The 24392-nt window shown below is 71.0% G+C and carries 25 protein-coding genes; 14 read left to right on the forward strand and 11 right to left on the reverse strand.

From position 1 onward, the window contains the following. Positions 1 to 11 precede the first annotated feature (11 nt). Entirely contained in the window at positions 12 to 869 is an 858-nt protein-coding gene (map, locus tag OG385_RS24315; RefSeq protein WP_266857623.1) for a type I methionyl aminopeptidase, read from the reverse strand. A gap of 30 nt (positions 870 to 899) precedes the next feature. Here map and OG385_RS24320 point away from each other — a divergent pair, with 30 nt between their 5' ends. Further along, entirely contained in the window at positions 900 to 1133 is a 234-nt protein-coding gene (locus OG385_RS24320; RefSeq protein WP_266857625.1) for a hypothetical protein, read from the forward strand. Between the two features lie 81 nt (positions 1134 to 1214). Here OG385_RS24320 and OG385_RS24325 read toward each other — a convergent pair whose 3' ends face one another. Beyond that, the gene (locus OG385_RS24325) at positions 1215 to 2516 is read right to left on the reverse strand and encodes an MFS transporter (RefSeq protein WP_266857627.1); all 1302 of its coding nucleotides are present in this window, start codon (positions 2514 to 2516) and stop codon (positions 1215 to 1217) included. A 43-nt stretch (positions 2517 to 2559) separates the two neighbouring features. After that, positions 2560 to 3162 (reverse strand): hypothetical protein, encoded by a 603-nt coding sequence (locus OG385_RS24330; protein ID WP_266857629.1) that lies wholly within the window; start codon positions 3160 to 3162, stop codon positions 2560 to 2562. 94 nt (positions 3163 to 3256) lie between these two features. Here OG385_RS24330 and npdG point away from each other — a divergent pair, with 94 nt between their 5' ends. Beyond that, positions 3257 to 3961 (forward strand): NADPH-dependent F420 reductase, encoded by a 705-nt coding sequence (gene npdG / locus OG385_RS24335; protein WP_266857630.1) that lies wholly within the window; start codon positions 3257 to 3259, stop codon positions 3959 to 3961. Positions 3962 to 4026: 65 nt separating this feature from the next. Beyond that, positions 4027 to 4218 carry a hypothetical protein gene (locus OG385_RS24340; RefSeq protein WP_266857631.1) on the forward strand — a complete coding sequence of 64 codons (192 nt, stop codon included), beginning with the start codon at positions 4027 to 4029 and terminating at the stop codon, positions 4216 to 4218. Positions 4219 to 4255: 37 nt separating this feature from the next. Here OG385_RS24340 and OG385_RS24345 read toward each other — a convergent pair whose 3' ends face one another. Continuing rightward, a complete protein-coding gene (locus tag OG385_RS24345) occupies positions 4256 to 5056 on the reverse strand; it encodes a site-2 protease family protein (RefSeq protein WP_266857632.1) in 801 nt (266 codons plus the stop codon). Positions 5057 to 5176: 120 nt separating this feature from the next. Between OG385_RS24345 and OG385_RS24350 the strand changes: the two genes are divergently transcribed. Both OG385_RS24350 and OG385_RS24355 read left to right on the forward strand, forming a co-directional pair. Next, a complete protein-coding gene (locus OG385_RS24350) occupies positions 5177 to 5569 on the forward strand; it encodes a DUF6578 domain-containing protein (RefSeq protein ID WP_266857634.1) in 393 nt (130 codons plus the stop codon). Between the two features lie 28 nt (positions 5570 to 5597). Then, positions 5598 to 9008 carry a BTAD domain-containing putative transcriptional regulator gene (locus OG385_RS24355; protein ID WP_266857635.1) on the forward strand — a complete coding sequence of 1137 codons (3411 nt, stop codon included), beginning with the start codon at positions 5598 to 5600 and terminating at the stop codon, positions 9006 to 9008. 35 nt (positions 9009 to 9043) lie between these two features. Here OG385_RS24355 and OG385_RS24360 read toward each other — a convergent pair whose 3' ends face one another. From OG385_RS24360 to panB, 3 genes are all read right to left on the reverse strand, one after another. Next, positions 9044 to 9880 carry an ABC transporter permease gene (locus OG385_RS24360; RefSeq protein WP_266857637.1) on the reverse strand — a complete coding sequence of 279 codons (837 nt, stop codon included), beginning with the start codon at positions 9878 to 9880 and terminating at the stop codon, positions 9044 to 9046. Further along, positions 9877 to 10911 carry an ATP-binding cassette domain-containing protein gene (locus tag OG385_RS24365; protein ID WP_266857639.1) on the reverse strand — a complete coding sequence of 345 codons (1035 nt, stop codon included), beginning with the start codon at positions 10909 to 10911 and terminating at the stop codon, positions 9877 to 9879. The genes OG385_RS24360 and OG385_RS24365 overlap by 4 nt, the downstream gene beginning before the upstream one ends. Positions 10912 to 11043: 132 nt before the next feature. Continuing rightward, on the reverse strand, positions 11044 to 11928 hold the full coding sequence (panB, locus tag OG385_RS24370) for a 3-methyl-2-oxobutanoate hydroxymethyltransferase (RefSeq protein ID WP_266857640.1): 885 nt from the start codon (positions 11926 to 11928) through the stop codon (positions 11044 to 11046). Positions 11929 to 12099: 171 nt separating this feature from the next. Between panB and OG385_RS24375 the strand changes: the two genes are divergently transcribed. The 4 genes from OG385_RS24375 (at position 12100) to OG385_RS24390 (ending at position 16956) form a co-directional block, all read left to right on the forward strand. Further along, complete coding sequence (locus OG385_RS24375) at positions 12100 to 13710, forward strand: MFS transporter (protein ID WP_266857642.1); 1611 nt, start codon at positions 12100 to 12102, stop codon at positions 13708 to 13710. A 25-nt stretch (positions 13711 to 13735) separates the two neighbouring features. Then, positions 13736 to 14365, forward strand: coding sequence for a TetR/AcrR family transcriptional regulator (locus OG385_RS24380; protein ID WP_266857643.1), 630 nt, complete (start codon positions 13736 to 13738; stop codon positions 14363 to 14365). A gap of 152 nt (positions 14366 to 14517) precedes the next feature. Beyond that, positions 14518 to 15552, forward strand: a complete 1035-nt coding sequence (locus OG385_RS24385; RefSeq protein WP_266857645.1) for an endonuclease/exonuclease/phosphatase family protein — start codon at positions 14518 to 14520, stop codon at positions 15550 to 15552. Between the two features lie 180 nt (positions 15553 to 15732). Next, positions 15733 to 16956: an MFS transporter gene (locus OG385_RS24390; protein WP_266857647.1), complete on the forward strand. Its 1224-nt coding sequence runs from the start codon at positions 15733 to 15735 to the stop codon at positions 16954 to 16956. Here OG385_RS24390 and OG385_RS24395 read toward each other — a convergent pair. The 4 genes from OG385_RS24395 to OG385_RS24410 all read right to left on the reverse strand — a co-directional run bounded on the left by OG385_RS24395 (position 16928) and on the right by OG385_RS24410 (position 22269). Beyond that, on the reverse strand, positions 16928 to 18679 hold the full coding sequence (locus tag OG385_RS24395; RefSeq protein ID WP_266857649.1) for an NAD+ synthase: 1752 nt from the start codon (positions 18677 to 18679) through the stop codon (positions 16928 to 16930). The two genes, OG385_RS24390 and OG385_RS24395, sit on opposite strands and share 29 nt — an antisense overlap. A 206-nt stretch (positions 18680 to 18885) precedes the next feature. Next, positions 18886 to 20838 carry a protease pro-enzyme activation domain-containing protein gene (locus OG385_RS24400; RefSeq protein ID WP_266857651.1) on the reverse strand — a complete coding sequence of 651 codons (1953 nt, stop codon included), beginning with the start codon at positions 20836 to 20838 and terminating at the stop codon, positions 18886 to 18888. A 109-nt stretch (positions 20839 to 20947) separates the two neighbouring features. Next, a complete protein-coding gene (locus tag OG385_RS24405) occupies positions 20948 to 21535 on the reverse strand; it encodes a DUF305 domain-containing protein (protein WP_266861134.1) in 588 nt (195 codons plus the stop codon). A gap of 68 nt (positions 21536 to 21603) precedes the next feature. Further along, entirely contained in the window at positions 21604 to 22269 is a 666-nt protein-coding gene (locus tag OG385_RS24410) for a DUF3105 domain-containing protein (protein ID WP_266857653.1), read from the reverse strand. Between the two features lie 142 nt (positions 22270 to 22411). On the opposite strand from OG385_RS24410, the gene OG385_RS24415 reads away from it, so the two are divergent. The 5 genes from OG385_RS24415 to OG385_RS24435 are packed head-to-tail and all read left to right on the forward strand — an operon-like array spanning position 22412 to position 24392. Beyond that, positions 22412 to 22585, forward strand: coding sequence for a hypothetical protein (locus tag OG385_RS24415; protein WP_266857655.1), 174 nt, complete (start codon positions 22412 to 22414; stop codon positions 22583 to 22585). Further along, entirely contained in the window at positions 22582 to 23040 is a 459-nt protein-coding gene (locus OG385_RS24420) for a monovalent cation/H+ antiporter complex subunit F (protein ID WP_266857657.1), read from the forward strand. Before OG385_RS24415 ends, OG385_RS24420 begins: the two co-directional genes overlap by 4 nt. Beyond that, positions 23033 to 23299: a DUF4040 domain-containing protein gene (locus tag OG385_RS24425; RefSeq protein WP_266857659.1), complete on the forward strand. Its 267-nt coding sequence runs from the start codon at positions 23033 to 23035 to the stop codon at positions 23297 to 23299. The genes OG385_RS24420 and OG385_RS24425 overlap by 8 nt, the downstream gene beginning before the upstream one ends. Beyond that, positions 23296 to 24045 (forward strand): MnhB domain-containing protein, encoded by a 750-nt coding sequence (locus tag OG385_RS24430; protein ID WP_266857661.1) that lies wholly within the window; start codon positions 23296 to 23298, stop codon positions 24043 to 24045. The genes OG385_RS24425 and OG385_RS24430 overlap by 4 nt, the downstream gene beginning before the upstream one ends. After that, positions 24045 to 24392, forward strand: a complete 348-nt coding sequence (locus OG385_RS24435; RefSeq protein ID WP_266861136.1) for a sodium:proton antiporter — start codon at positions 24045 to 24047, stop codon at positions 24390 to 24392. Before OG385_RS24430 ends, OG385_RS24435 begins: the two co-directional genes overlap by 1 nt.

Genomic DNA, 24392 nt, shown 5'->3' on the forward strand with positions numbered 1-24392 from the left:
CGCGAGCGGGCTCAGGGCAGCGTCAGGATCTCCGCCCCGGTCTCCGTCACCACGAGCGTGTGCTCGAACTGCGCGGTCCGCTTACGGTCCTTGGTCACCACGGTCCAGCCGTCCTCCCACATGTCGTACTCGTACGAGCCGAGGGTGAGCATCGGCTCGATCGTGAACGTCATCCCGGGCCGGATCAGCTCCGTGGCGTACGGGCTGTCGTAGTGCGGGACGATCAGCCCCGAGTGGAACGACGTGCTGATGCCGTGCCCGGTGAAGTCCTTGACGACGCCGTAGCCGAAGCGCTTGGCGTACGACTCGATGACCCGCCCGATGATGTTGATCTGGCGGCCGGGCCGCACCGCCTTGATGGCACGGGCGAGCGACTCCCGGGTGCGCTCCACCAGGAGCCGGGACTCCTCGTCGACGTCCCCGCAGAGATAGGTGGCGTTGTTGTCCCCGTGCACCCCGTTGATGTACGCGGTGACGTCGAGGTTCACGATGTCGCCGTCCCGGAGCACGGTGGAGTCCGGAATCCCGTGGCAGATGACTTCGTTGACTGAGGTGCAGAGAGACTTCTTGAACCCGCGGTAGCCGAGGGTCGACGGATAGGCGCCGTGGTCGCACATGAAGTCATGGGCGACCCGGTCGAGTTCGTCCGTCGTCACACCGGGCACGATGTGCTTGGCGGCCTCCGCCATCGCCTGCGCGGCGATACGGCCCGCGACGCGCATACGCTCGATGGTGTCGGCATCCTGGACTTCCGGCCCGGTGTACGGCGTCGGCGCGGGCTTGCCCACGTACTCGGGACGCCGGATGTTTCCGGGTACGGAACGGGTGGGAGAAAGCTCCCCTGGTACGAGCAGTGACTGGCCAGACATGCCAGCGAGTGTATGAGAGAGGAACCGGCCATGGCTTTGTTCAAGAGGCGAACGACCGCGCAGCCGGGCGACTGGTACTACTGCCTCCAGCACAAAAAGGTCGAAGACGGTCCCGAGTGCCCGGGTAAGAACCGCTTCGGCCCCTACGCCACCCGCGAGGAGGCGGCGCACGCGATGGACAAGGTGGCCGAGCGCAACCTGGAGTGGGACACCGACCCCAAGTGGAACGACGACAAGAGCGCCCCCACCGACGAGGAGGGCTGACCGCCCCGGCGCCGGCATCCCGGCCGGCCGGACCCGACCGCTCCGCGGGTCCGGCAGGTCCGGCCGCTCCGGCGGGTCCGGTCAGATGGCCGCTGCCGCCGCAGCCGCCGCCTCCTCCTTGCGGGCGCGGCGCAGCTGCGCGTCGGTGTCCGTGTCCGCGTCGTACGTCAGCAGCTTCGGCAGCACCGCGGCGAGCACGCCCACCGACGCGACACACGCGAGACCACCGCTCCAGATCGCGTTCCGGGTCCCGGTCCAGCCCGCCAGGGTGCCCGCCCTGACCTGGCCCAGCTGCGGCCCGACGCTGTAGGAGAGCACCTCGATGCCCGCGAGTCTCCCGCGCAGCTCCTCCGGGATGGTCTGGTTCCAGATGGTGGAGCGGCCGAGTCCGCTGAGCATGTCGCCCGCGCCCGCGAACACCAGGCAGAGCAGCACCAGCCAGACATTGGCGAACCAGCCGGCCGCCGTGATCGCCAGGCCCCAGCCCGCCGCCCCGAAGACCACGAAGAGCCCGTGCCGTCTGACCCGTGACGTCCAGCCGCTGGTCAGGCTGAGCAGCACGGATCCCACCGACCCCGCCGCATACATCAGCCCCAGGGCCCAGGTGGCATGCAGATCGTCTGCGAGGAAGGGGAAGACCGTGTTCGGGTAGGCGAAGAACATCGCGGCCAGGTCGATCGCGTACGTCCCCAGCAGCACCGGGCGGCTCCACGCGTACCGTGCGCCCTGCGCGATCCCGCGCAGCGAAGGCCGCTCGGCGTCGTGGGACGGCGGCGCGGGCGACAGCCGGGTGCACATGGCCACCGAGACGGCGAAGCCCAGCACGGTGACGCTGTATGCGGTGGGGTATCCGGCGTACGCAACGACCACGCCCGCCAGCGCCGGGCCCGCGATCGCACCGGTCTGCCAGCGCAGCGCGTTCAGCGCGGCGGCCGCGGTGAGCTGGTCGTGCGGCACGATCCGCGCCAGCAGCGAGTCGAGCGCGGGCCGCTGCAGCCCGGCGAGGGCCGAGACCCCGGCCGCCACGACGTACAGCGGCCAGAGCATCGGCGCGGGGATCAGCGCGTTCACCAGGAGCAGTACGGCCAGCAACCCGAGCCCCGCCTCGGTGGCCAGGATGACCTTGCGCCGGTCGGCCGCGTCGGCGAGCGCGCCGCCGTACAGCCCGAAGACGACCAGCGGCACCAGCTCCACCGCCCCCATCGCACCCACAGCTGCCGGGGAGTCGGTGAGGTCCTTGATCTGGAGCGGCAGCGCGATCAGCGCCATCGAGCTGCCGAAGAAGGCGATCAGGCCCTGGACCCAGAGCAGCCGGAACTCCCGCGACGAGCGCCAGGGGGTGAGGTCGGGGAGGATCGCGCCGAGCCGCGTGCGAGGAGCCACAAGGGGTCATGCTCGGCCGCTTCGCGCCCCGGCCGCAACCGGTTTACCAGCGGCCCGGCGGGGGAGCCGTCAGCTGGTCGGCGAGGCGCGACAGACGGTCGCGGAAGCGCGGCTTGCCGCGCTGCGCGGGCAGGCTGTTCTCCCCTGCGGCCGCGCTGACCAGGTGCTGCACGGTGTCGAGATCCACCTCGTCGCCGTCCGCCACGGTCAGCGTCTCGTGTGCGAGACCGTGCACCTCCGGATCCCCGCCGTCCAGCGTCAGCACGGTGGCACCCGCCCGCCGCGCCCCGTGCACCCGTTCGAGAAGCCCCGCGCCCGGCAGCCCCGGCGCGACGACGAGCAGCGTCTCGCCGCGCCCCGCCGCCTCGATCCGCCCGAGCCCCACGGAGAGATGCGCGGGCTCACCGCCCCCGACCCGGTGCCGTACCAGCGTGGGCGCCAGCTCGGGCAGCCCCGACCAGGCGGCCTCGTCCACGAGATGGGCCGCCAGATGCCAGGGCTCGTACCGCTCGGTCCCCACCAGGAGCAGCCCCCCGCCGTGCGGGACCACGGACGACCGCAGCGCGGTGGCGAACCGGCGGGCGGCGCGCGGCCACTCGGTCCCGGCGAGTACTTCCCGGAGCAGCGCCACCCGTACGGCATCCATGGCCCGGCATCCTGCCCCACCGTGCCGCCCGGCGCGGGCCGTTGGCCGGTCATCACCCGTACGGGCATCGGGGGCCGGCAAGTATGGTCGGGCCATGACTTCCACCGACAGTGCACAGCAGCCGGCCGCCAAGGACCCCTGGGACCTGCCCGACGTCTCGGACCTGGTCGTCGGCGTCCTCGGCGGGACCGGCGACCAGGGGCGCGGGCTCGCCTACCGGCTGGCCAGGGCGGGCCAGAAGGTGATCATCGGCTCGCGCGCCGCCGAGCGGGCCGAGGCCGCGGCCGGAGAGCTCGGGAACGGTGTCGAGGGCGCGGAGAACGCCGAGTGCGCACGCCGCAGCGATGTGGTGATCGTGGCCGTGCCCTGGGACGGGCACGCCAAGACCCTGGAGTCGCTGCGCGAAGAGCTGACCGGCAAGCTCGTGGTCGACTGCGTCAACCCGCTCGGCTTCGACAAGAAGGGCGCGTACGCCCTGAAGCCCGAGGAGGGCAGCGCCGCCGAGCAGGCCGCCGCCCTGCTGCCGGAATCCCGGGTGGCCGCCGCCTTCCACCATCTCTCGGCCGTACTGCTCCAGGACCCGGCGATCGACGAGATCGACACCGATGTGATGGTGCTGGGCGAGGAGCGCGCCGACGTCGAGATCGTGCAGGCGCTCGCCGGGCGGATCGCCGGGATGCGCGGAGTCTTCGCCGGCCGGCTGCGCAACGCCCACCAGGTCGAGTCGCTGGTCGCCAATCTGATCTCGGTCAACCGCCGCTACAAGGCCCACGCGGGGCTGCGCGTCACCGACGTGTGAGTGCGATCGGGCATGGGGGACACTGGGGGGCGAACCGACTCAGCCCCCGGACAGGAGCCGCCCCCATGCCCCGCCTCGCTCTGTACGCCCTCGTCGTCTGCGCCCTCGCCGTAGCAGCGGCCGTGGTCTCCTTCGTCCAGGGCAGCCTCATCGGGATCGTCTGGATCCTGCTGGCGGGACTCTCCTCGAACATGGCCTGGTTCTATCTGCGCAAGAGCCGCGCCGCGAAGTCGGCGAGCGCCCCCGTCACCCGCTGACGCCGAGCCGCCCGCTGACCCGGCCGCGCCGCTCGCGCTACCGCGGGCAGAAGAACCCGGCGGGCTGCCCGTACCAGAAGCGGTAGAAGTTCTGCCCGCAGTACGTGTCGTTGCCGCTGACCCCGACACCGCGCAGGATCGCGTCGATCAGGTCGAAGAACGCGTGGTTCAGTGACGGGATCCACAGGAGCGCGAACACCGCGATCATCCCGACCTGCCCGAACGGCTCGACCTGGCGGCGGACGCTGTGCGGCAGCCAGGGCTCGATCACGCCGTACCCGTCGAGCCCCGGCACCGGCAGGAAGTTCAGGATCGCCGCCGTGAACTGGAGCAGCGCGAGGAAGCCCAGCGCGTAGCGGAACAGCGGTGGTACGCCGTCCAGCGCGTGCAGCCAGAACGGCGCCGTGCAGACGAACGCGAACAGCACATTCGTCAGCGGTCCCGCCGCCGAGATCAGACTGTGCCGCCAGCGGCCCCTGATCCGGCCCCGCTCGATGAAGACCGCGCCACCGGGCAGACCGATCCCGCCCAGCACCAGGAAGATCAGCGGCAGCACGATGGAGAGCATCGCGTGTGTGTACTTCATCGGGTTGAGGGTGAGATAGCCCTTCGCGCCGACCGAGATGTCACCGCTGTGCAGGGCGCTGCGCGCGTGCGAGTACTCATGCAGACAGAGCGACACCACCCACGCCGACGTCACGAAGAGGAACACCGAGAAACCGGGGACCTTCGCGAAGTCCGCCCACACCGCCCAGCCGGTGACCGCCATGACAGCGACGATCCCCAGGAAGACCGGACTGATCCGCCGCTCGCTGCGGCGGGTGAAGGCGGTGGTCATGGACGGAGCTCCTGATGGGTGGGCGGTGCGTGGGCGGCCGTGTCTCAAGAGCTCCGACCGTACAGGTGACACGCGCTAAACGTCTCGCGGTCGGGGAGGGGTTCCGGGCAGGGTGGGGGCATGACGGTATGGCAGGTGGTGTACGCGGACTGGGAGATGGAGTGCTGCGGCACCCCGTTCTCGGTGGGCGACGAGGTCACCTGGACCGTGGGCCCGTACGCCGGGGCCGGCCCCGGCCTGCCCGACGGGACGCTCCGCGTCTCGAACCACAGCATGGGCGGTCCGGAGGCGGAGCCGCTGACGGCGCGCGTCCGGTCGATCCAGGTGATGACGGAGGAGTTCGTGGAGGCGACGAGCGGGTCCGGGTACGAGCCCGTGCCGGGGCGGCTCGGGCTGCGGTCCGTGCGGCGCTGCCCGAAGTGGTTCAGCCGGGAGGCGGACGGGGCCGGCGCGCCGGGTCACGACAGGCGTGCGACCGGTGTCCTGGTCGAGCTGGAAAGACCGGGCGGCTGAGGTGCGCCGGGTAACGGACAATGGGCCCGTGCGCTACCGGATCCTCTCCACGACCCAGGCGCTCCGCCCCGACGGCACGGCCGTCGCCCTCGGCGGGGCGCGGCTGCGTGCTCTCCTCACCGTGCTGGCGCTGCGCGTCGGACGGACCGTCCCGGCGGCCGTGCTGGTCGGCGAGGTGTGGGACGGCGAGCCGCCCGCCGACGCCACCGGCGCGCTCCAGGCGCTGGTGGCCCGGCTGCGGCGGGCCATCGGACATGCGGCCGTCGTCTCCGTGGACGGCGGGTACCGGCTGTGCGCCGATCCGGACGACGTCGATCTGTACCGGTTCGAGCGGCTGGCGGGGGAGGGGGCGCGGGCGCTGGACGAGGGCGACCCGGCCAAGGCGGCCGTTCTCCTGGAGGACGCGCTGGCGCTGTGGCGGGGGATGGTGCTCGCCGACCTCCCCGACCGCACGGCGGTGGCGGCCCGCTGGGAGGCCCGGCGGCTGGACACGCGCCGGGCGGCGCTCGGCGCCGCGCTCGCGCTCGGCCGGGCCGATGAGACGCTGCCGGAGCTGGCCGCGCTCTGCGCCGGCCATCCGATCGACGAACCGCTGCAGGCCCTGCGGATCCGGGCGCTGCGGGACGCGGGGCGGACGGCGGAGGCGCTGGTGGCGTACGAGGAGGTGCGGCGCGGCCTCGTGGAGCGGCTCGGCGTGGACCCGGGGCCCGAACTGCGCTCGCTGTACGCCGAGTTGCTGTCATCCGGCGAGCCCGCCGCAGAGCACCGGCCGGACGGGCAGGCCCCGGCCGCACCCGCCGCCGGACCGGAGACCCCGGGCCAGCAGCCCCCGAGCGGGCAGATCACTGACCGGCAGCCGCCGGGCCTGGACACCTCTGAGCAGGCGAGCCCCGCCCCGGCCCCCGGACGCCCGCCCGGCAACCTGCGGGCCCGGCTGACCAGCTTCGTCGGACGTGAGAGCGACATCGACGCCCTGCGCGGCGACCTCGGGTCGGCCCGGCTCGTCACGCTGCTCGGCCCCGGCGGGGCCGGCAAGACCCGGCTCTCGCAGGAGGCGGCCGAGGCCGCCGCCGGAGCCTGGCCCGACGGGGTGTGGCTGGCCGAACTGGCCCCGGTGGACGACCCGGAGACCGTGCCCGAAGCGGTACTGGGCGCACTCGGCGCCCGCGAGACGGTGCTGCGCGGTGCGGGCGCCGAGGAGATACGCGCCGCCGACCGGCACGCGGACGACCCCCTCACCCGGCTCGCCGAGCACTGCGCGCGGCGCCGGATGCTGCTCCTGCTCGACAACTGCGAGCACGTCATCGGGGCCGCCGCCACCCTCGCCGAGGAACTCCTCGCACACTGCCCCGGTCTGACGATCCTCGCCACCAGCCGGGAGCCGCTCGGGGTGCCCGGCGAGGTCGTACGCCCCCTCGAACCGCTGCCCCAGCCGTCCGCGCTGCGGCTGTTCGCCGAGCGCGGGAGCGCCGCGAGACCGGGCTTCCGGATCGACGACGACCCGGCGGCCGCCACCGAGATCTGCCGCCGCCTCGACGGACTGCCGCTGGCCATCGAACTCGCCGCGGCCCGGCTGCGGATGCTCTCCCCGCGCCAGATCGCCGACCGCCTCGACAACCGGTTCCGGCTGCTCACCGGTGGCGCCCGGACCACCCTGCCGCGCCAGCAGACCCTGCGGGCGGTCGTCGACTGGTCCTGGGACCTGCTGGACGGGCCGGAGCGCACCGTACTGCGCAGGCTCTCCGTCTTCGCCGGGGGCTGCGGGCTCACCGCGGTGGAGGCGGTGTGCGGCGCCGACGCCCTGGACGTACTGGGTTCACTGGTCGACAAGTCCCTGGTGGTGGCGGCCCCTTCGGGCGAAGGCGACATGCGCTACCGGCTGCTCGAAACCGTCGGCGAGTACGCGGCCGAGCGGCTGGACGAGGCCGGGGACCGCGCCGATGCCGAGCGCTGCCACCTGGTGCACTACCGGGAGCTTGCCAGGCGGGCCGACCCCGAACTGCGCGGGCACGGGCAGCGCGCGGCGATCGACCTGCTGGTGCGCGAGTACGAGAACGTGCGCACCGCCCTGCGCCGTGCCGTCGCCGCGGGCGACGAGCAGGAGGCGCTGATCCTGGTGCACTCCCTCGCCTGGTTCTGGCAGATGCGCGATCTGCGCAGCGACTCCAGGCACTGGACCGCCGCGACCGCGGAACTCGGCCCCGACCCGTTCGAACCGCCGGTCGTGAAGGCCCCGCCGCTGCACGCGCGGTGCACGGACGCCCCGCCGCCGATGAGCCCCGAACTCCTGGAGGAGGCGCGGCGCGGGGTGCGGCTGATCCACCTGACCTCGGCCGACCACGACTTCGACGACTGGAACACACCGGAGAGCAGGGAGCGGCTCAGCCGGGTGGTGGAGGCCTACGGGCCCGGGCTGCCGCAGACCTGCCGGAGCCCCGCCTCGCTCTGGTTCTTCGCCGTCATGCTCACCGGCACCGGCTCCCCCGACCAGCTGCGGGTGGTGCTCGACGAGACGGTGCGTTCCTGCCGGAACTTCGGCTACGAGTGGGAGCTGGCCTCCGCCCTGCAGATGCGGGCCAACATCCTGGCCAATCGCAGCGACTGGGCGGGCGACGCGTCCAGGGACGCCGAGGAGGCCCTCGACATCTTCATCCGCCTCGGCGACGCCTGGGGCGCCGGCGAGGCGCTCTCGGCGCGGGGCGAGGCGCGTGAGCGGCGCGGCGACTTCCTGCTCGCTGGTGAGGATTACCGGATGGCCCTGGGCTACGCCGAGAAGCTCGGCGCCCGGACCCAGGTCGCGGTGTTGCGGGCGCGGCACGCCGGGGTGCTCCTCGAAGCGGGCCGCGGCGATGAGGGCGAGGCGATCCTGCGGGAACTCCTGGCGGAGGAGCAGGGCCCCGACCTCGGGCACGAGGTCTGGCCGATGGCCCGGATGTTCCTCGCGATGTGGCTGGGCCGCAGCGGCCGGACGGCGGAAGCACGGGTCGAACTGGACCTGCTGCACGAGAAGTTCACGTCGGGTCCGCTCGCCGTCTTCGAGGGCATCCTGCTCGGTCTGACGGCCTGGCTCGACAACGAGGAAGGCCGGTACGCCGACGGCATCGACCATGCACGGAAGGCGCTGACCCGGACCCGTGATCCGCTGTCGCTGATGGTGGCCCCGCAGATGCCCGCCACCCATCTGGTGACGTATGCCTGGTCGCTGGCGGGCCTCGGCGATCCGGCGGACGCCCGGGACGCGGCGCGGCTGATCGCGTCATCCGACGCGCAGCTGCCGCCCGGCCACTTCAGCGCGGCCACGGAGCGCGCCAACCGAGGGAAGGCCGAGGCGGCCGCCCGCGCAGCGCTGGGGGACGCCGGCTACGAGCGTGCGTACGCCGAGGGCGGTGGCCTCACCCCGGAGGAGGCCACCGCCCTGGTGGAGCGACGCGATCGGTGAACGGGACCGCCGGGCCGGCGGACCCGGCGGCCCGGTCAGGTCTTCTTGCGGAACTTCCGGATCGCCAGCGGAGCGGTGAGCGCGGTGATCGCCACCGACCAGCCGAGCGTCATCAGCACGGAGTGGGCGACCGGGCCGCCGTTCACCAGGTTCCGTGCCGCGTCCGCGAGGTTGGAGAGCGGGTTGTAGTCGGTGAACGCCTGGAGCCAGCCGGGCATCGTGGTGGGCGGGGCGAAGATCGACGAGCCGAACTGCAGCGGCATCAGAACCAGCATGGCCATCCCCTGGACGGCCTGCACCGTCTTCATGGTCAGTCCGAGCAGAATGAAGATCCACATCAGCGAGGCGCCGAACACCAGCGAGAGGCCGATCGCCGCGAAGAGCGAGAGCACCGAGGTGTGGATGGTGAGACCGAGGATGAAGCCCACGGTCAGCAGGATCGTGATGGCGACCAGCATCCGGCCGATCTCCACGACGATCTTCGCGATGAGGACGGACGACCGGGCGATGGGCATACTGCGGAACCGGTCCATCACCCCCTTCTTGAAGTCGTCGTTGACCCCGGTGCCGACGGCCATGGCGATGTTCATGCCCATCATCGCCATCAGGCCGGGGACGACGTAGTCGACGTACTGCGTCTGGTTGCCCTTGCCCGCGATGGCGCCGCCGAAGACGAACACGAACAGCAGGGTGAAGATGATCGGCATGAACAGGACGTCGAACATCGACTCCGGATCTGCCTTGATCTGCAGCGCGTTGCGCCGGGCCAGCGCTCCGATGTGGCGCAGATTGGCCCGCAGCCCGATCCGCCCCTCACCGGCGGTCGCGGCAGTCACGGCGGGTGCCGGTTTCTCGATCGTTGCCGTGCTCATACCGCGGCCTCCTGGACCTGGTCCGTCTTCTCGTTCTCGTCGAAGCCGTCCTGCACGGTGGGCTTCTGGCCGGTGATGGCCAGGAACACCTCGTCCAGGCTGGGCAGATGGGTACCGATGTTGGTGATGCCGAAGCCGCGCGAGGCCAGCAGGCCGACCACCGCGGTCAGTTGCTCGTCGCTGAGGATCGGCACATTGAGCAGGCCCTCGTCGGGCACCGCCTGCGAGCCGGCGACACCGTCGAGCCCTGCCTCGGCCAGGGCGCGCGCCATGGCGGGCAGCTGAGCACGGTCGCTCGGCTCGATCCGGAGGGTGCGGCCGCCGACCTTCGCCTTCAGCTCGTTCACCTTGCCGTTGGCGATGACCTTGCCCTTGTCGATGACCGTCAGCTCGTTGGCGAGCTGCTCGGCCTCCTCCATGTACTGGGTGGTGATGAGCACGGTCGCCCCCTCCGCGACCATCCGCTGCACCTCGTCCCAGACCTCGTTGCGGGTACGGGGGTCGAGACCGGTCGTCGGCTCGTCGAGGAAGAGCACCGACGGGTTGCCGATCATGGAAGCGGCCAGGTCGAGCCTGCGGCGCATCCCGCCCGAGTAGTTCATCGCGGCCTTCTTGGCGGCCTCCGTCAGCGAGAACCGCTCAAGCAGCTCGTCCGCGCGGCGCCTGGCGTCCTTGCGGGGGAGGTCGAGCAGCCTGCCGATCATGTAGAGGTTCTCCCAGCCGGAGAGCTTCTCGTCGACCGATGCGTACTGCCCGGTGAGACCGATGACCCGGCGCAGCTGCCGGGGCTGGGTCAGGACGTTGTAGCCGGCCACGGTCGCGGTGCCCGAGTCGGGCTGCAACAGGGTGGAGAGGACTCGTACGAGGGTGGTCTTCCCGGCGCCGTTGGGCCCGAGCACACCGAGGACCGTGCCCTCCCGGACGTCCAGGTCCACGCCGTCCAGGGCCTTCGTGTCCCCGTAGTGCTTCACCAGCCCCCGCACCTGTACGGCGGGTCCGCCGTTCCCGGGGTTCTTGTCGATTCGCGTCATGCCGACTATCAGACCAGCCACCACTGACAAGTCACCGACAGAATGCCGACAGCCCGCCGATGGGGGATGTCGGCGGGCTGTCGGTCCGTGCGGCAGTGGCCTCGAAGGGGCCCGGGAAGGGCCGGACAGGACCTAGTGGAAGGTGTGCTGCTCCTGCGGGAACGTCCCGCCGACGACCTCGTCGGCGAACTCCTTCGCCGCGTCGCCGAGCGTCCGGCGGAGGTCCGCGTACTGCTTGGTGAAGCGCGGCACCTTGCCGCCCGTCAGACCGACCATGTCGGTGTAGACGAGCACCTGCGCGTCGCACTCGGGGCCGGCGCCGATCCCGACCGTCGGAATGTGCAGGATGCGGGTGACCTCGGCGGCCAGCTCGGCGGGTACGAGTTCGAGTACGACCGCGAACGCGCCCGCGTCCTGCACGGCCTTGGCGTCGCGCAGCAGCTGCTGCGCGGCCTCCTCGCCGCGGCCCTGCACCCGGTAGCCCATGGAGTTGACGGACTGCGGCGTCAGCCCGATGTGCCCCATGACGGGGATGCCGGACCGCACGAGCAGATCGATCTGCTGGTGGGAGCGCTCGCCGCCCTCCAGCTTCACCGCGCCCACGCCCGCGTCCTTGATCAGCCGCATCGCGCTGCGCAGTGCCTGGACGGGGCCTTCCTGGTAGCTGCCGAAGGGCAGGTCGGCGACGATCAGCGCCCTTGAGGTGCCGCGTACGACGGCGGCGGAGAGCATCGTCATCTCGTCGAGGGTGACCGGGACCGTGGTGTCGTAGCCGAGATGGCAGTTGCCCATCGAGTCGCCGACGAGCATCACCGGGATGCCTGCCTCGTCGAAGACGGAAGCGGTCATCGCGTCGTACGCGGTGAGCATGGGCCACTTCTCGCCGCGCTCCTTGGCGCCGCCGATGTCGTGGACGGTGATGCGCCTGCTGCTCCGGCCGCCGTACAGCGCCTTGCTGCTGTCGGCGGGCTTCCCGGCGGAGGCGGTGGGGCTCTGGGGGTTCAACGCGCGCGTCATCGCAACGCTCCTGTTCGTCATCTCGAGGCGCCCTGACGGCGTCCCCGGACCGCCTCCATGGTTGCACCGGACCGCCGTCGTACGGAAGTGGGCTCCGGGCCCGCAACCGGCCGCCGGGTAAAATCTTTTCGATACGAGACGGTGTCGTATCGAAATTGCTAAGCTGTCCGCATGACCAACTCCACGGGGCCAGTCGCAGCGCCCCGCATACCCGAAGCCGTACACCGGCGCCGCTGGGCGATCCTGGCCGCGCTGATGCTGAGCCTGCTGATAGTGGTGCTCGACAACTCCATCCTCAATGTGGCGGTCAAGACCATCGCCGCCCCCGCGCCGACCGGACTCGGCGCCACCCAGAGCCAGCTGGAATGGGCGATCAACGCCTACACGCTGGTCTTCGCCGGACTGCTCTTCACCGCGGGCCTTCTGGGTGACCGCATCGGCCGCAAGAAGGTCCTGCTCTTCGGGCTCGCGGTCTTCGGAATCGGCTCGGTGCTCGCCGCGCTCTCCACCTCGCCGGCCGAACTCGTCGCGTTCCGGGCCGTGATGGGCCTCGGCGGGGCCTTCGTGATGCCCGCCACTCTCGCCGTGCTGATGAACGTCTTCGAGCGCGAGGAGCAGCCCAAGGCCATCGGTATCTGGGCCGGCGGCGTCGGCCTGGCCATCGCCATCGGCCCGATCACCGGCGGAGTGCTGCTCGAACACTTCTGGTGGGGCTCGGTGTTCCTGGTCAATGTGCCGGTGGTGATCGTCGCGCTGATCGCGATGGTGTTGCTGGTCCCCGATTCGAGGGACCCCAACCCCGGCCACATCGACCCGGTGGGCGTGAGCCTGTCCATCGTCGGCCTGGTGCTGCTGGTGTACGGGATCATCCGCGGCGGCGAACTGGCCGACTTCACGGCGCCGTCCGTACTGCTGACCACGCTCGGCGGGGTCGCGGTACTGACCGGCTTCGTGCTGTACGAGAAGCACAGCAGCCACCCGGCCATCGACGTCACCTACTTCAAGAACCCGGCGTTCTCCGCGGCCGTCGCCGCCATCGCGCTGGTCTTCTTCGCGCTGATGGGCGTCACCTTCTTCTCCGCGTTCTACATGCAGAGCGTCCGCGGCTACAGCGCGCTGGAGTCCGGCGTCCTGCTGCTCCCGCTCGCCGCAGCCCAGATGATCTTCTCGCCGCGGGCCAGGCTCGTCGTCGAGCGGTTCGGCGCCCGCGCCGTCTGCACGGCCGGCATGGTGCTGGTCGCCGCCGGGCTTGGCTGTTTCGCGTTCTTCGGCGCTGGTACGCCCATCTGGGTGATGGAGGCCGTCTTCTTCGTCATGGGCACGGGAATGGCCCACATCATGCCGCCGGTCACCGTCTCGATCATGCAGTCGCTGCCCCGTGAGAAGGCCGGTTCCGGTTCCGCGATCAACAACACCTTCCGCCAGGTGGGCGGGGCGCTCGGGGTCGCCGTCCTGGGGTCGGTGCTCTCCGCCTCGTACCGGAGTGGCATCGAGGGTCACCTCGGCGCGGTGCCGCCCGGTGCGCGCAAGGCGGCGGGGGAGTCGATCGAGGCGACGCTGGGCATCGCGGAGAAGCTCGGCCCGGCCGGCCGCGCACTCGCGGGCCGGGCGGACACCGCATTCCTGCACGCCATGCATGTGACGGCACTCGGCTCGGCCGGGGTCGCCCTGCTCGGCGCCGTCGTGGTGGTGCTCTTCCTGCCCGGTCGTCCGAAGTCCGGCGGCGCCGCCGGAGCGGAGGTGGAGGCGGTCCCCACGTCGGCGACAATCGGTACGGACTGAACGGACAGCGAGAGGTGGAGCGGGCGTGCCCCCGACGGAACACAGGCCGGCTGAGCAGCGGCGCGGACGGCCGCGCTCGGAGGCGGTCGAGCGGTCGATCGTCGAGGCCGTGGTGAAGCTGCTGGAGGAGGGCGTCCCGCTCACCGAGGTGTCCATCGAGCGGGTCGCCCGCACCGCGGGCGTCGGCAAGGCGACCATCTACCGCCGCTGGAAGGGCAAGGAAGAACTCTTCATCGATGTGCTCAAGGCCATCGAGCCCGCTGCCCCGGAGCTGCGGGGCACCTCGGTCCGCGACTATCTGGTCGCCATGCTCGAATCGCTGCGCCGGCAGGGCCTCGCGAAGCGCTCATCGACACTGCTGTACAACGTCTTCGCGCAGATGCAGAGCTATCCGGAACTCTGGCGGGCCTACCACGACACGGTCGTCGAGGCCCGCCGCCGGATGGGGGCGGAGATCGTGCGCCGGGGGATCGAGGAGGGCGAGATCCGCTCCGACCTCGCCCCGGACCTGATCAACGACCTGTTCGTGGGGCCCATGCTGCTGCGCACCGTGCTCCGCCCCGAAGCGGAGCTCGATGACGATCTGGCCGCCAGGGTCGTGGACGCGCTCCTGGAGGGGCTCGCTCCGCGCGGAAGCGAGGGGCAGCACAGCTGAAATATGCGCATTCCGTCACAACCGGAACTCCAGGTGCCACCCCCACGTCCTCGTGACAGTACGGCCGTGTCCCCACGGCGCGGAAAGTGCCGTTCCATCGCTTAGTGTCAAGGGCGGGACGGCGTGCACGGCAAGGCAGCGAGGGCAACGGTATGGCGCAGGCGCACTTCACGGACACGGAACACGGCGGCTCGGAGCACGGGCATTCCGAGTCCGGTTCCCGGCGTCTGTTCGGCGGGCGCTGGCGGGGTGACCAGGGCATCTGGCGCCGCGGCATCGTCCTCGCGTGCTTCGCCGTTCTGCTCACGCTGACGATGCTCTTCCACGGGCATCTCCCCAACGACATCGGCAACCTCGGCAGTCTCACCGAGACCTTCCTGCCCTGGCTGGGCCTGATCGGCATCCCGGTCCTGCTCGTTCTGGGGCTGCTGCGCCGCTCGGCCACCGCGCTGATCGCCCTGCTGCTGCCCGTCATCGTCTGGCTGAACGTCTTCGGCGGACTGCTCACCGACAAGTCGGCCTCCGGCGGCGACCTGGTGGTGGCCACCCACAACGTGAACGCGGCGAACCCCGACCCGGTGGGCACCGCGAAGAAGGTCGCCGCTTCGGGCGCCGACGTGGTCGCCCTGGAGGAGCTGGCGGCGGGCAAGGTCTCGACGTACTCGAGGGCCCTCGCGGCCACCTACCCGTACCACGCGGTGGAGGGCACGGTCGGGCTCTGGAGCAAGTACCCGATGAGCGACACCGAGCCCGTCAATATAAGGCTCGGCTGGGTCCGCGCCCTGCGGTCCACGGTCACCACACCCAAGGGCAAGGTCGCTTTCTACGTCGCGCACCTCCCCTCGGTGCGGGTGAAGCTCGACGCCGGGTTCACCGCGTCGCAGCGCGACCAGAGCGCGGACGCGCTGGGTGCGGCCATCAGGAAGGAGCCGCTGAAGGACGTGGTGCTCCTCGGTGACCTCAACGGGACGATGAACGACCGTTCGCTGAACGCGGTGAGCGCGCAGATGCGCTCCACCCAGGGCGCAGCGGGCAACGGCTTCGGCTTCAGCTGGCCCGCGAAGTTCCCGATGGCGCGGATCGACCAGATCCTGGTCAAGGGCGCCGACCCGGTCTCCTCCTGGACGCTGCCCAGGACCGGCAGCGACCATCTGCCGATCGCGGCCCGCATCAAGCTCCAGGGATAGGCGTTCCCGGGAGACGCACATCACTTAACGGGGCGTTCACCTGCCGGAACAAGACGGCGGGGACACTTTGTTCAGCAGGAGAACTTACGCTGGTCCTCGGGCACGCCGCCGTGCCCCCGTTCCCGTACTCCCCGTGATCCCGTCCCCGTGTTCCGCTCTCGTAAGAGAAGGTCTCCCTTCATGCCCCTGGCCCTGCTCGCGCTGGCCATCTCCGCGTTCGGCATCGGCACCACAGAGTTCGTGATGATGGGCCTGCTGCCCAATGTCGCCGACGACCTGGGCACCTCCGTGCCCACTGCGGGCTATCTCGTCTCCGCCTACGCGATCGGCGTCGTCGTCGGCGCCCCGCTCCTCACCGCCATCGGCTCCCGGATCCCGCGCAAGCGGATGCTGCTGCTCCTGATGGCCCTGTTCACCGTCGGCAACCTGGCATCCGCCTTCGCGCCCGGCTTCGGCTGGCTGCTGGCCGGGCGGGTACTCGCCGGGCTGCCGCACGGCGCCTTCTTCGGCGTCGGCGCGGTCGTCGCCTCAGGCCTGGTCGACGAGGGCAGGCGCGGCCGCGCCGTCGCCACCATGTTCCTCGGCCTGACCATCGCCAACATCGTCGGCGTCCCCGCCGCCACCCTGCTCGGGCAGCACCTCGGCTGGCGCGCCACCTTCGTCGTGGTCGGCGTGATCGGCCTGGTGGCGCTGGCCGCGCTGGCCCGGCTCATCCCGTACGTCCCCGTCGACGCACACCAGAGCCTGCGCCACGAGGTGCGCGCCCTCGGCAACCGGCAGGTGCTCCTCGGGCTGCTCACCGCGGTCTTCGGCTTCGCCGGGGTCTTCGCCGTGTACAGCTACCTCGCCTCGATCACCACCGAGGTCATGGGCTTCTCCGAGTCCTCGGTGACCCTGGTGCTCGCGCTCTTCGGTATCGGTATGACGCTGGGCGCGCTGGCCGCCGGGCCGCTGAGCGACCGGGCGCTGCGCCCCACGGTGTACGGCTCGCTGGCCGGGCTCGCCGTCGTGCTGGTCGCGTTCGACTTCACCGTCCATGTGAAGTGGGCCGCGCTGCTGAGCGTGGTGCTCCTCGGCGCGGTTGGCTTCATGACCACGACCCCGCTCCAGATGCTGGTGATGGAGAAGGCCAGGTCGGCCCCCACCCTCGCGTCGGCCTCCAACCACTCCGCCTTCAACCTGGCCAACGCGGGCGGCGCCTGGCTCGGCGGGGTCGCCATCGCGGCAGGCTGGGGCTGGATGTCACCGACCCTGGTGGGCGCGGCGCTCGCCGTGATCGGTCTCGCCATCGCGGTGACCGCGGGCGTGCTGGACCGCGGTACGCGGAAGGGGGCCTCCCGCGTGGTCGCGGAAGGCCCCCGTACGGAGCGTGCGCTCAGCTCGTCTCGCGCCAGCGGTTCGTGATCGGCAGCCGCCGGTCCTTGCCGAACCCCTTCGCGGAGATCTTGGTGCCCGGCGGGTACTGACGCCGCTTGTACTCGGCGGTGTCCACCATCCGGAGCGTCTTCGCCACCAGCTCCGGGTCGAACCCGGCCGCGACAATGGAGTCGAGGCCCTGGTCGGCGTCGACGTACCGCGCCAGGATCGCGTCGAGCACCTCGTAGTCCGGCAGCGAGTCCGTGTCGACCTGACCCGGGCGCAGCTCGGCGCTGGGCGGCTTGGAGATCGAGTTCTCCGGGATCGGCGGCGTCTGGCCCCGCTCGGTCGCCGCCCGGTTCCGCCACTCGGCGAGCCGGAAGATCGACGTCTTGTAGACGTCCTTGATCGGGCCGTACGCGCCGACCGAGTCGCCGTAGAGCGTCGAGTACCCCACCGCCAGCTCGGACTTGTTGCCCGGCGCGAGCACGATCTGGCCCTCCTGGTTGGAGATGGCCATCAGCGTGGTGCCGCGCAGCCGCGACTGGAGGTTCTCCTCGGCCAGGCCGGTGAGCGAGAGCGACTCCATGTACGCGTCGAACATCGGCGCGATCTCCACGGTCCGGTAGTTCAGCCCGGTACGCCGGGCCAGTTCGGCCGCGTCGCCCCGGGAGTGGTCGGACGAGTACTTGGACGGCATCGAGACGCCGTACACGTTCTTCGCACCGATGGCGTCGCAGGCGATGGCCGCGACGAGCGCCGAGTCGATACCGCCGGAGAGCCCGATCAGCACCGAGGAGAAGCCGTTCTTCGCCGCGTACGCCCGCAGGCCCACGACCAGCGCCGTGTACAGCTCCTCGTCGTCGTCGAGCCGGTCGGCGTAGCCGCCGGGCAGCTCGGCCGGGTACTCGGGAACCGGCTTGTCGGAGAGCGTGACGTGCTCGATGCGCAGCCCGTCGGCGACCACGCCGGAAGGGACCGGGCCCGCGGCGGGCAGCTCCAGGTCGACCACCACACAGCCCTCGGTGAACTGCGGTGCCCGCGCGACGACTTCGCCGTCCTGGTCGACCACGATCGAGTCGCCGTCGTAGACCAGCTCGTCCTGGCCGCCGGTCATCGCGACGTACGCGGTGGTGCAGCCGGCCTCCCTGGCCCGCTTGCGGACCAGCTCAAGGCGCTGGTCGTCCTTGTTCAGCTCGTACGGCGACGCGTTGATCGAGACCAGCAGTCCGGCGCCAGCCGACCGGGTGGCGGGGACCCGTCCGCCGTCCTGCCAGAGGTCCTCGCAGATGGCGAGCGCGACATCGACGCCGTGCACCCGGATCACCGGGAGGGTCTCGCCGGGGACGAAGTAGCGGAACTCGTCGAAGACGCCGTAGTTCGGCAGGTGGTGTTTGGAGAAGGTCAGCGCGACCTCCCCGCGGTGCAGCACGGCCCCGGCGTCCCGCGGGGCGCCCGCGGGCTGCCCGTAGCGGGGCTGGGCCTTCTCGGTGCGGTCGAGGTAGCCGACGACGACGGGGACCTCCCCGAACCCTTCGGTGTCCAGCCGGGCGGCGAGCGCGCGCAGCGCGGCCCGGGACGCGTCGACGAAGGACGACCGCAGGGCCAGGTCCTCGACGGGGTATCCGGTCAGCATCATCTCGGGGAACGCCACCAGATGGGCGCCCTGCTCGATGGAGTGCCGGGTCCAGTGGACGATCGCCTCGGCGTTCCCGGCGAGGTCACCGACGGTCGAGTCGATCTGATTCAGTGCGAGGCGTAGTTGAGGCACGTGGCCAGTGTAATCGTCTCTCTGACGCGATGTCCTGCTGGGAGGGTGCGCGGTATGTCACTGCGGCAGGCCGCTGCGGCATGTCACAGCAGTGCCGCCCCGCCCCCACCCGCGATGCGGGGTTGCAGGGGGCGGGGCGGCGACTGTGACTACCGCGTGCGACGACGGGTCGCCGTACCGCGGACGTCAGTGACAGCCTGCGGCGGTCAGCGACGGGCGAACGAGCTGATGTACGTCCGTCCCGGGCTGCCGACACCCGTCACGTCGTCGTAGCCGACGGTGGCGACCAGCGAGGAGTCCGCGCCGAGCGTCCGCAGCGAGGTCAGCAGACCACCGCTCGCGTCGACACTGTTGGCGAAGTCGACCCGGACGACCGACTGGGTGTGGCCCGCGCCCAGCGGGTGGTCGGTGACGTCGTGGTACGCCGGCGTGCCGTAGCGGGAGTAGATCGACGGGTTGGCGAACCCGATCGGAACCCCGTGCTGCGCCTGCTGCGCCAGCGCCTGGATGCCCGCGATGACCGGAGCCGCCAGCGAGGTGCCGCCGATGCGGTACTCGCTGTACTGCTGCGAACCGTCCGGGAAGGTCTGCGTCTGGCCCACCAGGAAACCGGTGTTCGGGTCAGCGATCGCCGAGATGTCCGGAGTGGTGCGCATGGCCGTCTTGCCGTTGGCCTTGGCGAGCTTCCCGGGGACCACACCGCGCTGGTAGAACGGCTGCGCCACGGTCTTGCTGGTGCCGCCGCCCGCGCCGCCGTTGAAGGTGCCGGGGAAGGCCGTCCAGGTCTTGTTGTCGGCCGAGAGGCTCGACTTCAGGGTGCCCCAGCCGGTCTCCCACTGGTACTTGTCGCCCTTGCCCACGGCGAGCGAGGTACCGCCGACCGCCGTCACCCAGGCGGAGTTGGCCGGGGTGTCGACCTGCTTCGTACCGGTGTTGGCGACCTCGTCGCCGTTGTCGCCGGTGGAGAAGTAGAAGCCGATGCCCTCGACGGCGCCCAGCTGGAAGACCTGGTCGTAGGCGGCCGCGACGGCCGGGGTCTCGTTGGCCTCGATGTCGCCCCAGGAGTTGGAGACGATGTCGGCGAGGTGGTTGTCGACGACCTTGCCGAGCGAGTCGAGCAGCGCGTCGTCGTTGCAGGACGCGGCGCCGACGTACACGATGTCCGACTTGGGTGCCACCGCGTGGACGGCCTGGACGTCGAGGGTCTCCTCGCCGTACCAGCCGGCCGCGCCGCACTCGTCGATGTCGGTGTAGTCGCTCGGCAGCACCTGCGAGAGCTGGCCGCCGGCGTACGCGCTGTCGCCGTTGCGCTTGGCGTACTTGGTCGCGTCCTGCGCGATGGTCGGCGAGGCGTAGGCGTCCGTGATGGCGACCGTGACGCCCTTGCCGGTCTTGTTGCCCGCGCCGTACGCGGAGCGCAGCTGCTGACCGGTGTAGCCCTTGATCGCGTAGGGGGCCTTCTCGCCGTACGCGTTCGGAAGCGTCTTGTTGACCTTCGAGCCGTAGTACGACGACATCGGCCCGGCGTTCTTGAAGACCGCGCTGGGCGGGGGCAGCGTCGTGGTGTCGTGCTTGACGTTGTGCGGCGCGTTGTCGAGGCCGACCACCGTCAGCACCGCACCCCGGAGGGACGCGGGCGCAGAAGCCGTCGACGTCGGGGCGCGGTAGGTCTTGCTGCCCTTGCGGTAGTTGTGCAGCTGCGTCGAGAAGGCCTTCTCGGCCGCGCTCACGTCACCGCTGACCGAGACGTAGTGCTGGTTCGAGCCGGTGACCTTCAGACCCGAGGACTTCAGCCAGGCGGTGACCTGCTTGATCTGCTCGGGCGTCGTGCCGAAGCGGGCCTTGGCCTGCTTCGCGCTCAGGTACTTGCCGTAGGAGGCGGACTGCGGGTCCGACACCTCCTTCGCGTACGCCGTCAGGCCCTGGGCGTCGCGCCCGGCCAGATAGACGCGCGCGTTCACCTGGCCCGAGTTCGCGCTCGCGCCACGGTCGGCGGAGGCCTTCGCCCACAGCGGCTTGGTGCCCTGAAGTGCATGGCGGCTGCCCGTACCGGAGTCGGCGTTGGCGCTGGGTATGGACAGAGCCAGCGCGCCGGCGAGCAGTGGCAGTGTCGCTGCCACGCTCAGCCCGGCGCGCATTTTCGAGCGGCTGGATCTCATGGAACCCCCTGTGTTGCGGTTCGTCGCAGGTACGCGTGTACGCCACACCCTGCCCGATGAACAGCTCATGCCAGGGGTATGTGATGACCAAGAAGAGATCAAGGAACGGTCATGAACCGGCAGTTGATCCCGTTGTTGCCGAAGCGCCCCTTTCCTTCAGCAGATCGGCCATGAGCTGCACCTCGGACTGCTGGGCGGCCACCATTCCCTGCGCCAGCTTCTTCTCCGCGCCGACCTTGCAGAGCTGCACACACCCCTCCGCCATGTGGATACCGCCCTTGTGGTGGGCCGTCATCAGCTGGAGGTAGAGGATCTCCGCCTTCCTGCCGCTCAGCTTCCGCAGGGTGGAGAGCTGCGCCGTGGTGGCCATGCCGGGCATCAACGCCCCGTCCGTGGACGGCTCCTGGCCCATCCCCATCCACTGCATCGGCAGCCGGTCCGCGTCGCTCACCGGCAGCCCCCACAGGTTCAGCCAGCCCGTCATCATGCCGCGCTGGTTGGCCTGGGTGTTGGCGATGTCGTACGCGAGACGGCGCACATCGGCGTTGTCCGTGCGGTCCCGCACGATGAACGACATCTCCACGGCCTGCTGGTGATGGACCGACATGTCGCGCGCGAAACCGGCGTCCGCCGATCCCTCGGTGGGCGTCCGCGCGGCGGGAGCGGAGTGCGTGCCGGGGCCCCTGGTGAACGCCATCGTCCCGGCGGCCGCGCACAGCAGGACGAGAACGGCGGCTGCGACGGCCAGCAGCCGGGTGCCCCTGCTCACTGGGCGCCCAGCCCGCCCGTGCACGCCGCGCCCGGCTCCGGGGTCTGCGGGCCCTGCACGTACTTGGTGAAGAACTGGTTCACCCTCGGATCGTTCGCGCCGTCCACCGTCACCTGCTTGCCCCAGGCGCTGAGCATGATCGCACCCGACTGGCCCGGGTACGGGCTCATCAGAGAGTACGGAGTCCTCGACACCTTCGCGCCGAGCTTCTTCACATCGGCCGCCGGGGCCTTGTCCGTGTAGGTGACCCAGACCGAGCCGTGCTCCAGCGAGTGGACGGCGTTCATGTCGGGGAGCGGCTTGGTGTAGACGTTCCCGTTGCAGTCCATCCAGACCTGGTTGTGGTTCCCGCCCACCGGCGGCGTCATCGGGTAGTTCACCTTCGTGGTGACGTGGGTGCGGCCGAGCTTCTTGATGTCCCAGTCCCGCTCACCCTTGATGGGCCCGGCTGTCGTCGCGCCGTCCGCCGTGCTGTCGGACGCCGTGCTGTCCGACGAGCTGTCGCTGACGAGATACGTACCGAAGCCGACCAGACCCGCCACGGCGACCGCCGCCACCGTGATCGCGGCGATACGGACACGGCGCTCACGCGACTTCTCGGCGCGGCGCATCTCCTCTATTCGGGTCCTGCGATCGTTCTTCGAGCCCTGCGTCGAAGCCATCGATGAGTCCTCAAGTCCTGGTGGGATACGGACGGTCCGGGGGCTCAGATCGTAATGGCGGGGCATGCGGCATGGCACAGGGGCCGGACAGCACAAGTGCGGCACTGTGGCCGGGGCACTGGCGTACGGAGGTGGACGAAGGGTGCACAAGTATGCGATCGCCGCGGAACTGCTGCTCTGGTGGGCGGCTCTGACGGCGCTGTGGCTGGTCCTCATCAGCACCGTGGACGTACTGGAAGCAGCGGTGGGAGCGGCGTTGGCACTGCCGGCGGCAGTCGCCGCCCGCGCGGCACGGACGGCGGTGAGGCAACGGTGAACGGCTGGCTCTTCGCCGCCGCCGCGCTGCTGGTGTGCGGGCTGGCACCGGCCCTGTGGGGGGTGGCCACCGGCCCGCTGCGGCGCCGCGTCGTCGCCCAGAACCAGGCCACTCTGCTGGTCTGCCTCGCCCTGCTGCTGCTCGCCCAGGGGTTCGGCCGCTCCTCCGCGTACACCGATCTCGCCCTCGTTCTCGCGGTACTCGGCCCGGTCGGCACCCTGGTGTACGCCCGGCTGCTCGCCGACGACCTGGCGGACGACCCGCCGCACAGCTCCCGGACCAGCTGGCCGGCCGTCGCCGCCACGGTGCTGGTCGTCCTGCCGCTGTGCGTGGTGACCGGGCCGGGCCGGGCGACGGTCAAGCTGCTCGTCATCGGGGCCCTGCTGGTCGTCGGCAACGTCGTCGCTTCACGGGCGCTGGACGACCCGGTCCCGGAGGCGGCGCCCCATGACTGACGCGCTGATCACCATCGCGCTGCTGCTGGTCGCGGCCGCCGCGACCGCCGCGGTCCTGGTCCGGGACCCCGCCCGGCAGGCGCTGGTCCTCTCGGTACTCGGCCTCGCCCTGGCCGTGCTGTTCACCGTCCTCCAGGCCCCGGACGTGGCGCTCTCCCAGCTCTCGGTGGGCTCCGCGCTCACCCCGCTGCTGGTGCTCCTCTCCGTACGCAAGGTCCGCCGCAGGCGCCGGGGCGAGCGGAAGGAGCGGAGCGGATGAGCCGACGGCTGCGACTGTGGGTGCTGGCCCTGGGCCTGGCGGGACTCGCGGCCATGCTCGCCGGCGCGTACCGGCTGCTCCCGCGCTTCGGCGGGGCTGTCCACCCGTACGGCGAGCGCGCGGTGCGGGCGGCGCTGAGCCGGCACACCGCCAACGTCATCTCCTCCGTCAACTTCGACCAGCGGGCCTTCGACACCCTGGGGGAGGAGAGCATCCTCTTCGGCGCGGTCCTCGGCACGGTCGTGCTGCTGCGCCAGACACGGGGCGAGCGGCAGCACCGCCCCGAGCCCGCCCCCGTCCTGCGCTCCGTGCGCCGCTACGCGCTGGTGGCGCTGCCCGTCACCCTGCTCGCGGGGGCGTACGTGGTCGCGCACGGCCAGCTCAGCCCCGGCGGCGGATTCCAGGGCGGCGTCGTGATGGCCACCGCCCTGCATCTGCTCTACATCGCGGTCGACTACCGGGCGCTGGAGCGGGTCCGGCCCATCGGCGTCTACCACATCGGTGACGCGGCGGGCGAGGGCGCCTATCTGGTCCTGGGGCTCGCGGGACTCCTCTGCGGGACCTCGTTCCTCGCCAACTTCCTGCCGTACGGCACCTTCAACACCCTCGCGTCGGGCGGGACCGTGCCGCTGCTCAACGCGGCCATCGGGGTGGAGGTCGCCTGCGCGGTGGTCGTCCTCCTCGCCGGCTTCCTCGACCAGGCACTGGAGATCGAGGAGACAGAGACGGAGACAGCGACGCGATGATGTCCGCACTGCCGTACGCGATCGCCGGATGGATCTTCGTCATCGGTATCTACGGCCTCGCCACCAGCCGCAATCTCATCCATGCCGTGGGCTGCCTCGCCGTCTGCCAGTCCTCCACCTATGTCCTCCTCCTCTCCGTCGGCTACCGCGACGGCGGCACCGCCCCGGTCTTCTCCGATCTGAAGCCGGGCTCACGGCCCCTGGTGGATCCCGTCGTGCAGGCCCTGGCCCTGACCGACGTGGTGGTCGGCGCCACCCTCACCGCACTGCTGCTCGCGCTCGTCGTGCAGGTCGACAAACGGCACGGCACCGTCGACCCCGACGAACTCTCCGAGCTGCGCGGATGA

Origin of the sequence: Streptomyces sp. NBC_01306 (assembly GCF_026340465.1) — a bacterium.
Lineage (GTDB): Bacteria > Actinomycetota > Actinomycetes > Streptomycetales > Streptomycetaceae > Streptomyces.

Excerpts from the sequence above, each read along its gene's own strand:
- map (WP_266857623.1), bottom strand. The coding sequence starts at position 869 with ATGTCTGGCCAGTCACTGCTCGTACCAGGGGAGCTTTCTCCCACCCGT.
- OG385_RS24320 (WP_266857625.1), top strand. The coding sequence starts at position 900 with ATGGCTTTGTTCAAGAGGCGAACGACCGCGCAGCCGGGCGACTGGTAC.
- OG385_RS24330 (WP_266857629.1), bottom strand. The coding sequence starts at position 3,162 with ATGGATGCCGTACGGGTGGCGCTGCTCCGGGAAGTACTCGCCGGGACC.
- npdG (WP_266857630.1), top strand. The coding sequence starts at position 3,257 with ATGACTTCCACCGACAGTGCACAGCAGCCGGCCGCCAAGGACCCCTGG.
- OG385_RS24340 (WP_266857631.1), top strand. The coding sequence starts at position 4,027 with ATGCCCCGCCTCGCTCTGTACGCCCTCGTCGTCTGCGCCCTCGCCGTA.
- OG385_RS24345 (WP_266857632.1), bottom strand. The coding sequence starts at position 5,056 with ATGACCACCGCCTTCACCCGCCGCAGCGAGCGGCGGATCAGTCCGGTC.
- OG385_RS24350 (WP_266857634.1), top strand. The coding sequence starts at position 5,177 with ATGACGGTATGGCAGGTGGTGTACGCGGACTGGGAGATGGAGTGCTGC.
- OG385_RS24360 (WP_266857637.1), bottom strand. The coding sequence starts at position 9,880 with ATGAGCACGGCAACGATCGAGAAACCGGCACCCGCCGTGACTGCCGCG.
- OG385_RS24365 (WP_266857639.1), bottom strand. The coding sequence starts at position 10,911 with ATGACGCGAATCGACAAGAACCCCGGGAACGGCGGACCCGCCGTACAG.
- panB (WP_266857640.1), bottom strand. The coding sequence starts at position 11,928 with ATGACGCGCGCGTTGAACCCCCAGAGCCCCACCGCCTCCGCCGGGAAG.
- OG385_RS24375 (WP_266857642.1), top strand. The coding sequence starts at position 12,100 with ATGACCAACTCCACGGGGCCAGTCGCAGCGCCCCGCATACCCGAAGCC.
- OG385_RS24385 (WP_266857645.1), top strand. The coding sequence starts at position 14,518 with ATGGCGCAGGCGCACTTCACGGACACGGAACACGGCGGCTCGGAGCAC.
- OG385_RS24390 (WP_266857647.1), top strand. The coding sequence starts at position 15,733 with ATGCCCCTGGCCCTGCTCGCGCTGGCCATCTCCGCGTTCGGCATCGGC.
- OG385_RS24400 (WP_266857651.1), bottom strand. The coding sequence starts at position 20,838 with ATGAGATCCAGCCGCTCGAAAATGCGCGCCGGGCTGAGCGTGGCAGCG.
- OG385_RS24405 (WP_266861134.1), bottom strand. The coding sequence starts at position 21,535 with ATGGCGTTCACCAGGGGCCCCGGCACGCACTCCGCTCCCGCCGCGCGG.
- OG385_RS24410 (WP_266857653.1), bottom strand. The coding sequence starts at position 22,269 with ATGGCTTCGACGCAGGGCTCGAAGAACGATCGCAGGACCCGAATAGAG.
- OG385_RS24425 (WP_266857659.1), top strand. The coding sequence starts at position 23,033 with ATGACTGACGCGCTGATCACCATCGCGCTGCTGCTGGTCGCGGCCGCC.
- OG385_RS24430 (WP_266857661.1), top strand. The coding sequence starts at position 23,296 with ATGAGCCGACGGCTGCGACTGTGGGTGCTGGCCCTGGGCCTGGCGGGA.
- OG385_RS24435 (WP_266861136.1), top strand. The coding sequence starts at position 24,045 with ATGTCCGCACTGCCGTACGCGATCGCCGGATGGATCTTCGTCATCGGT.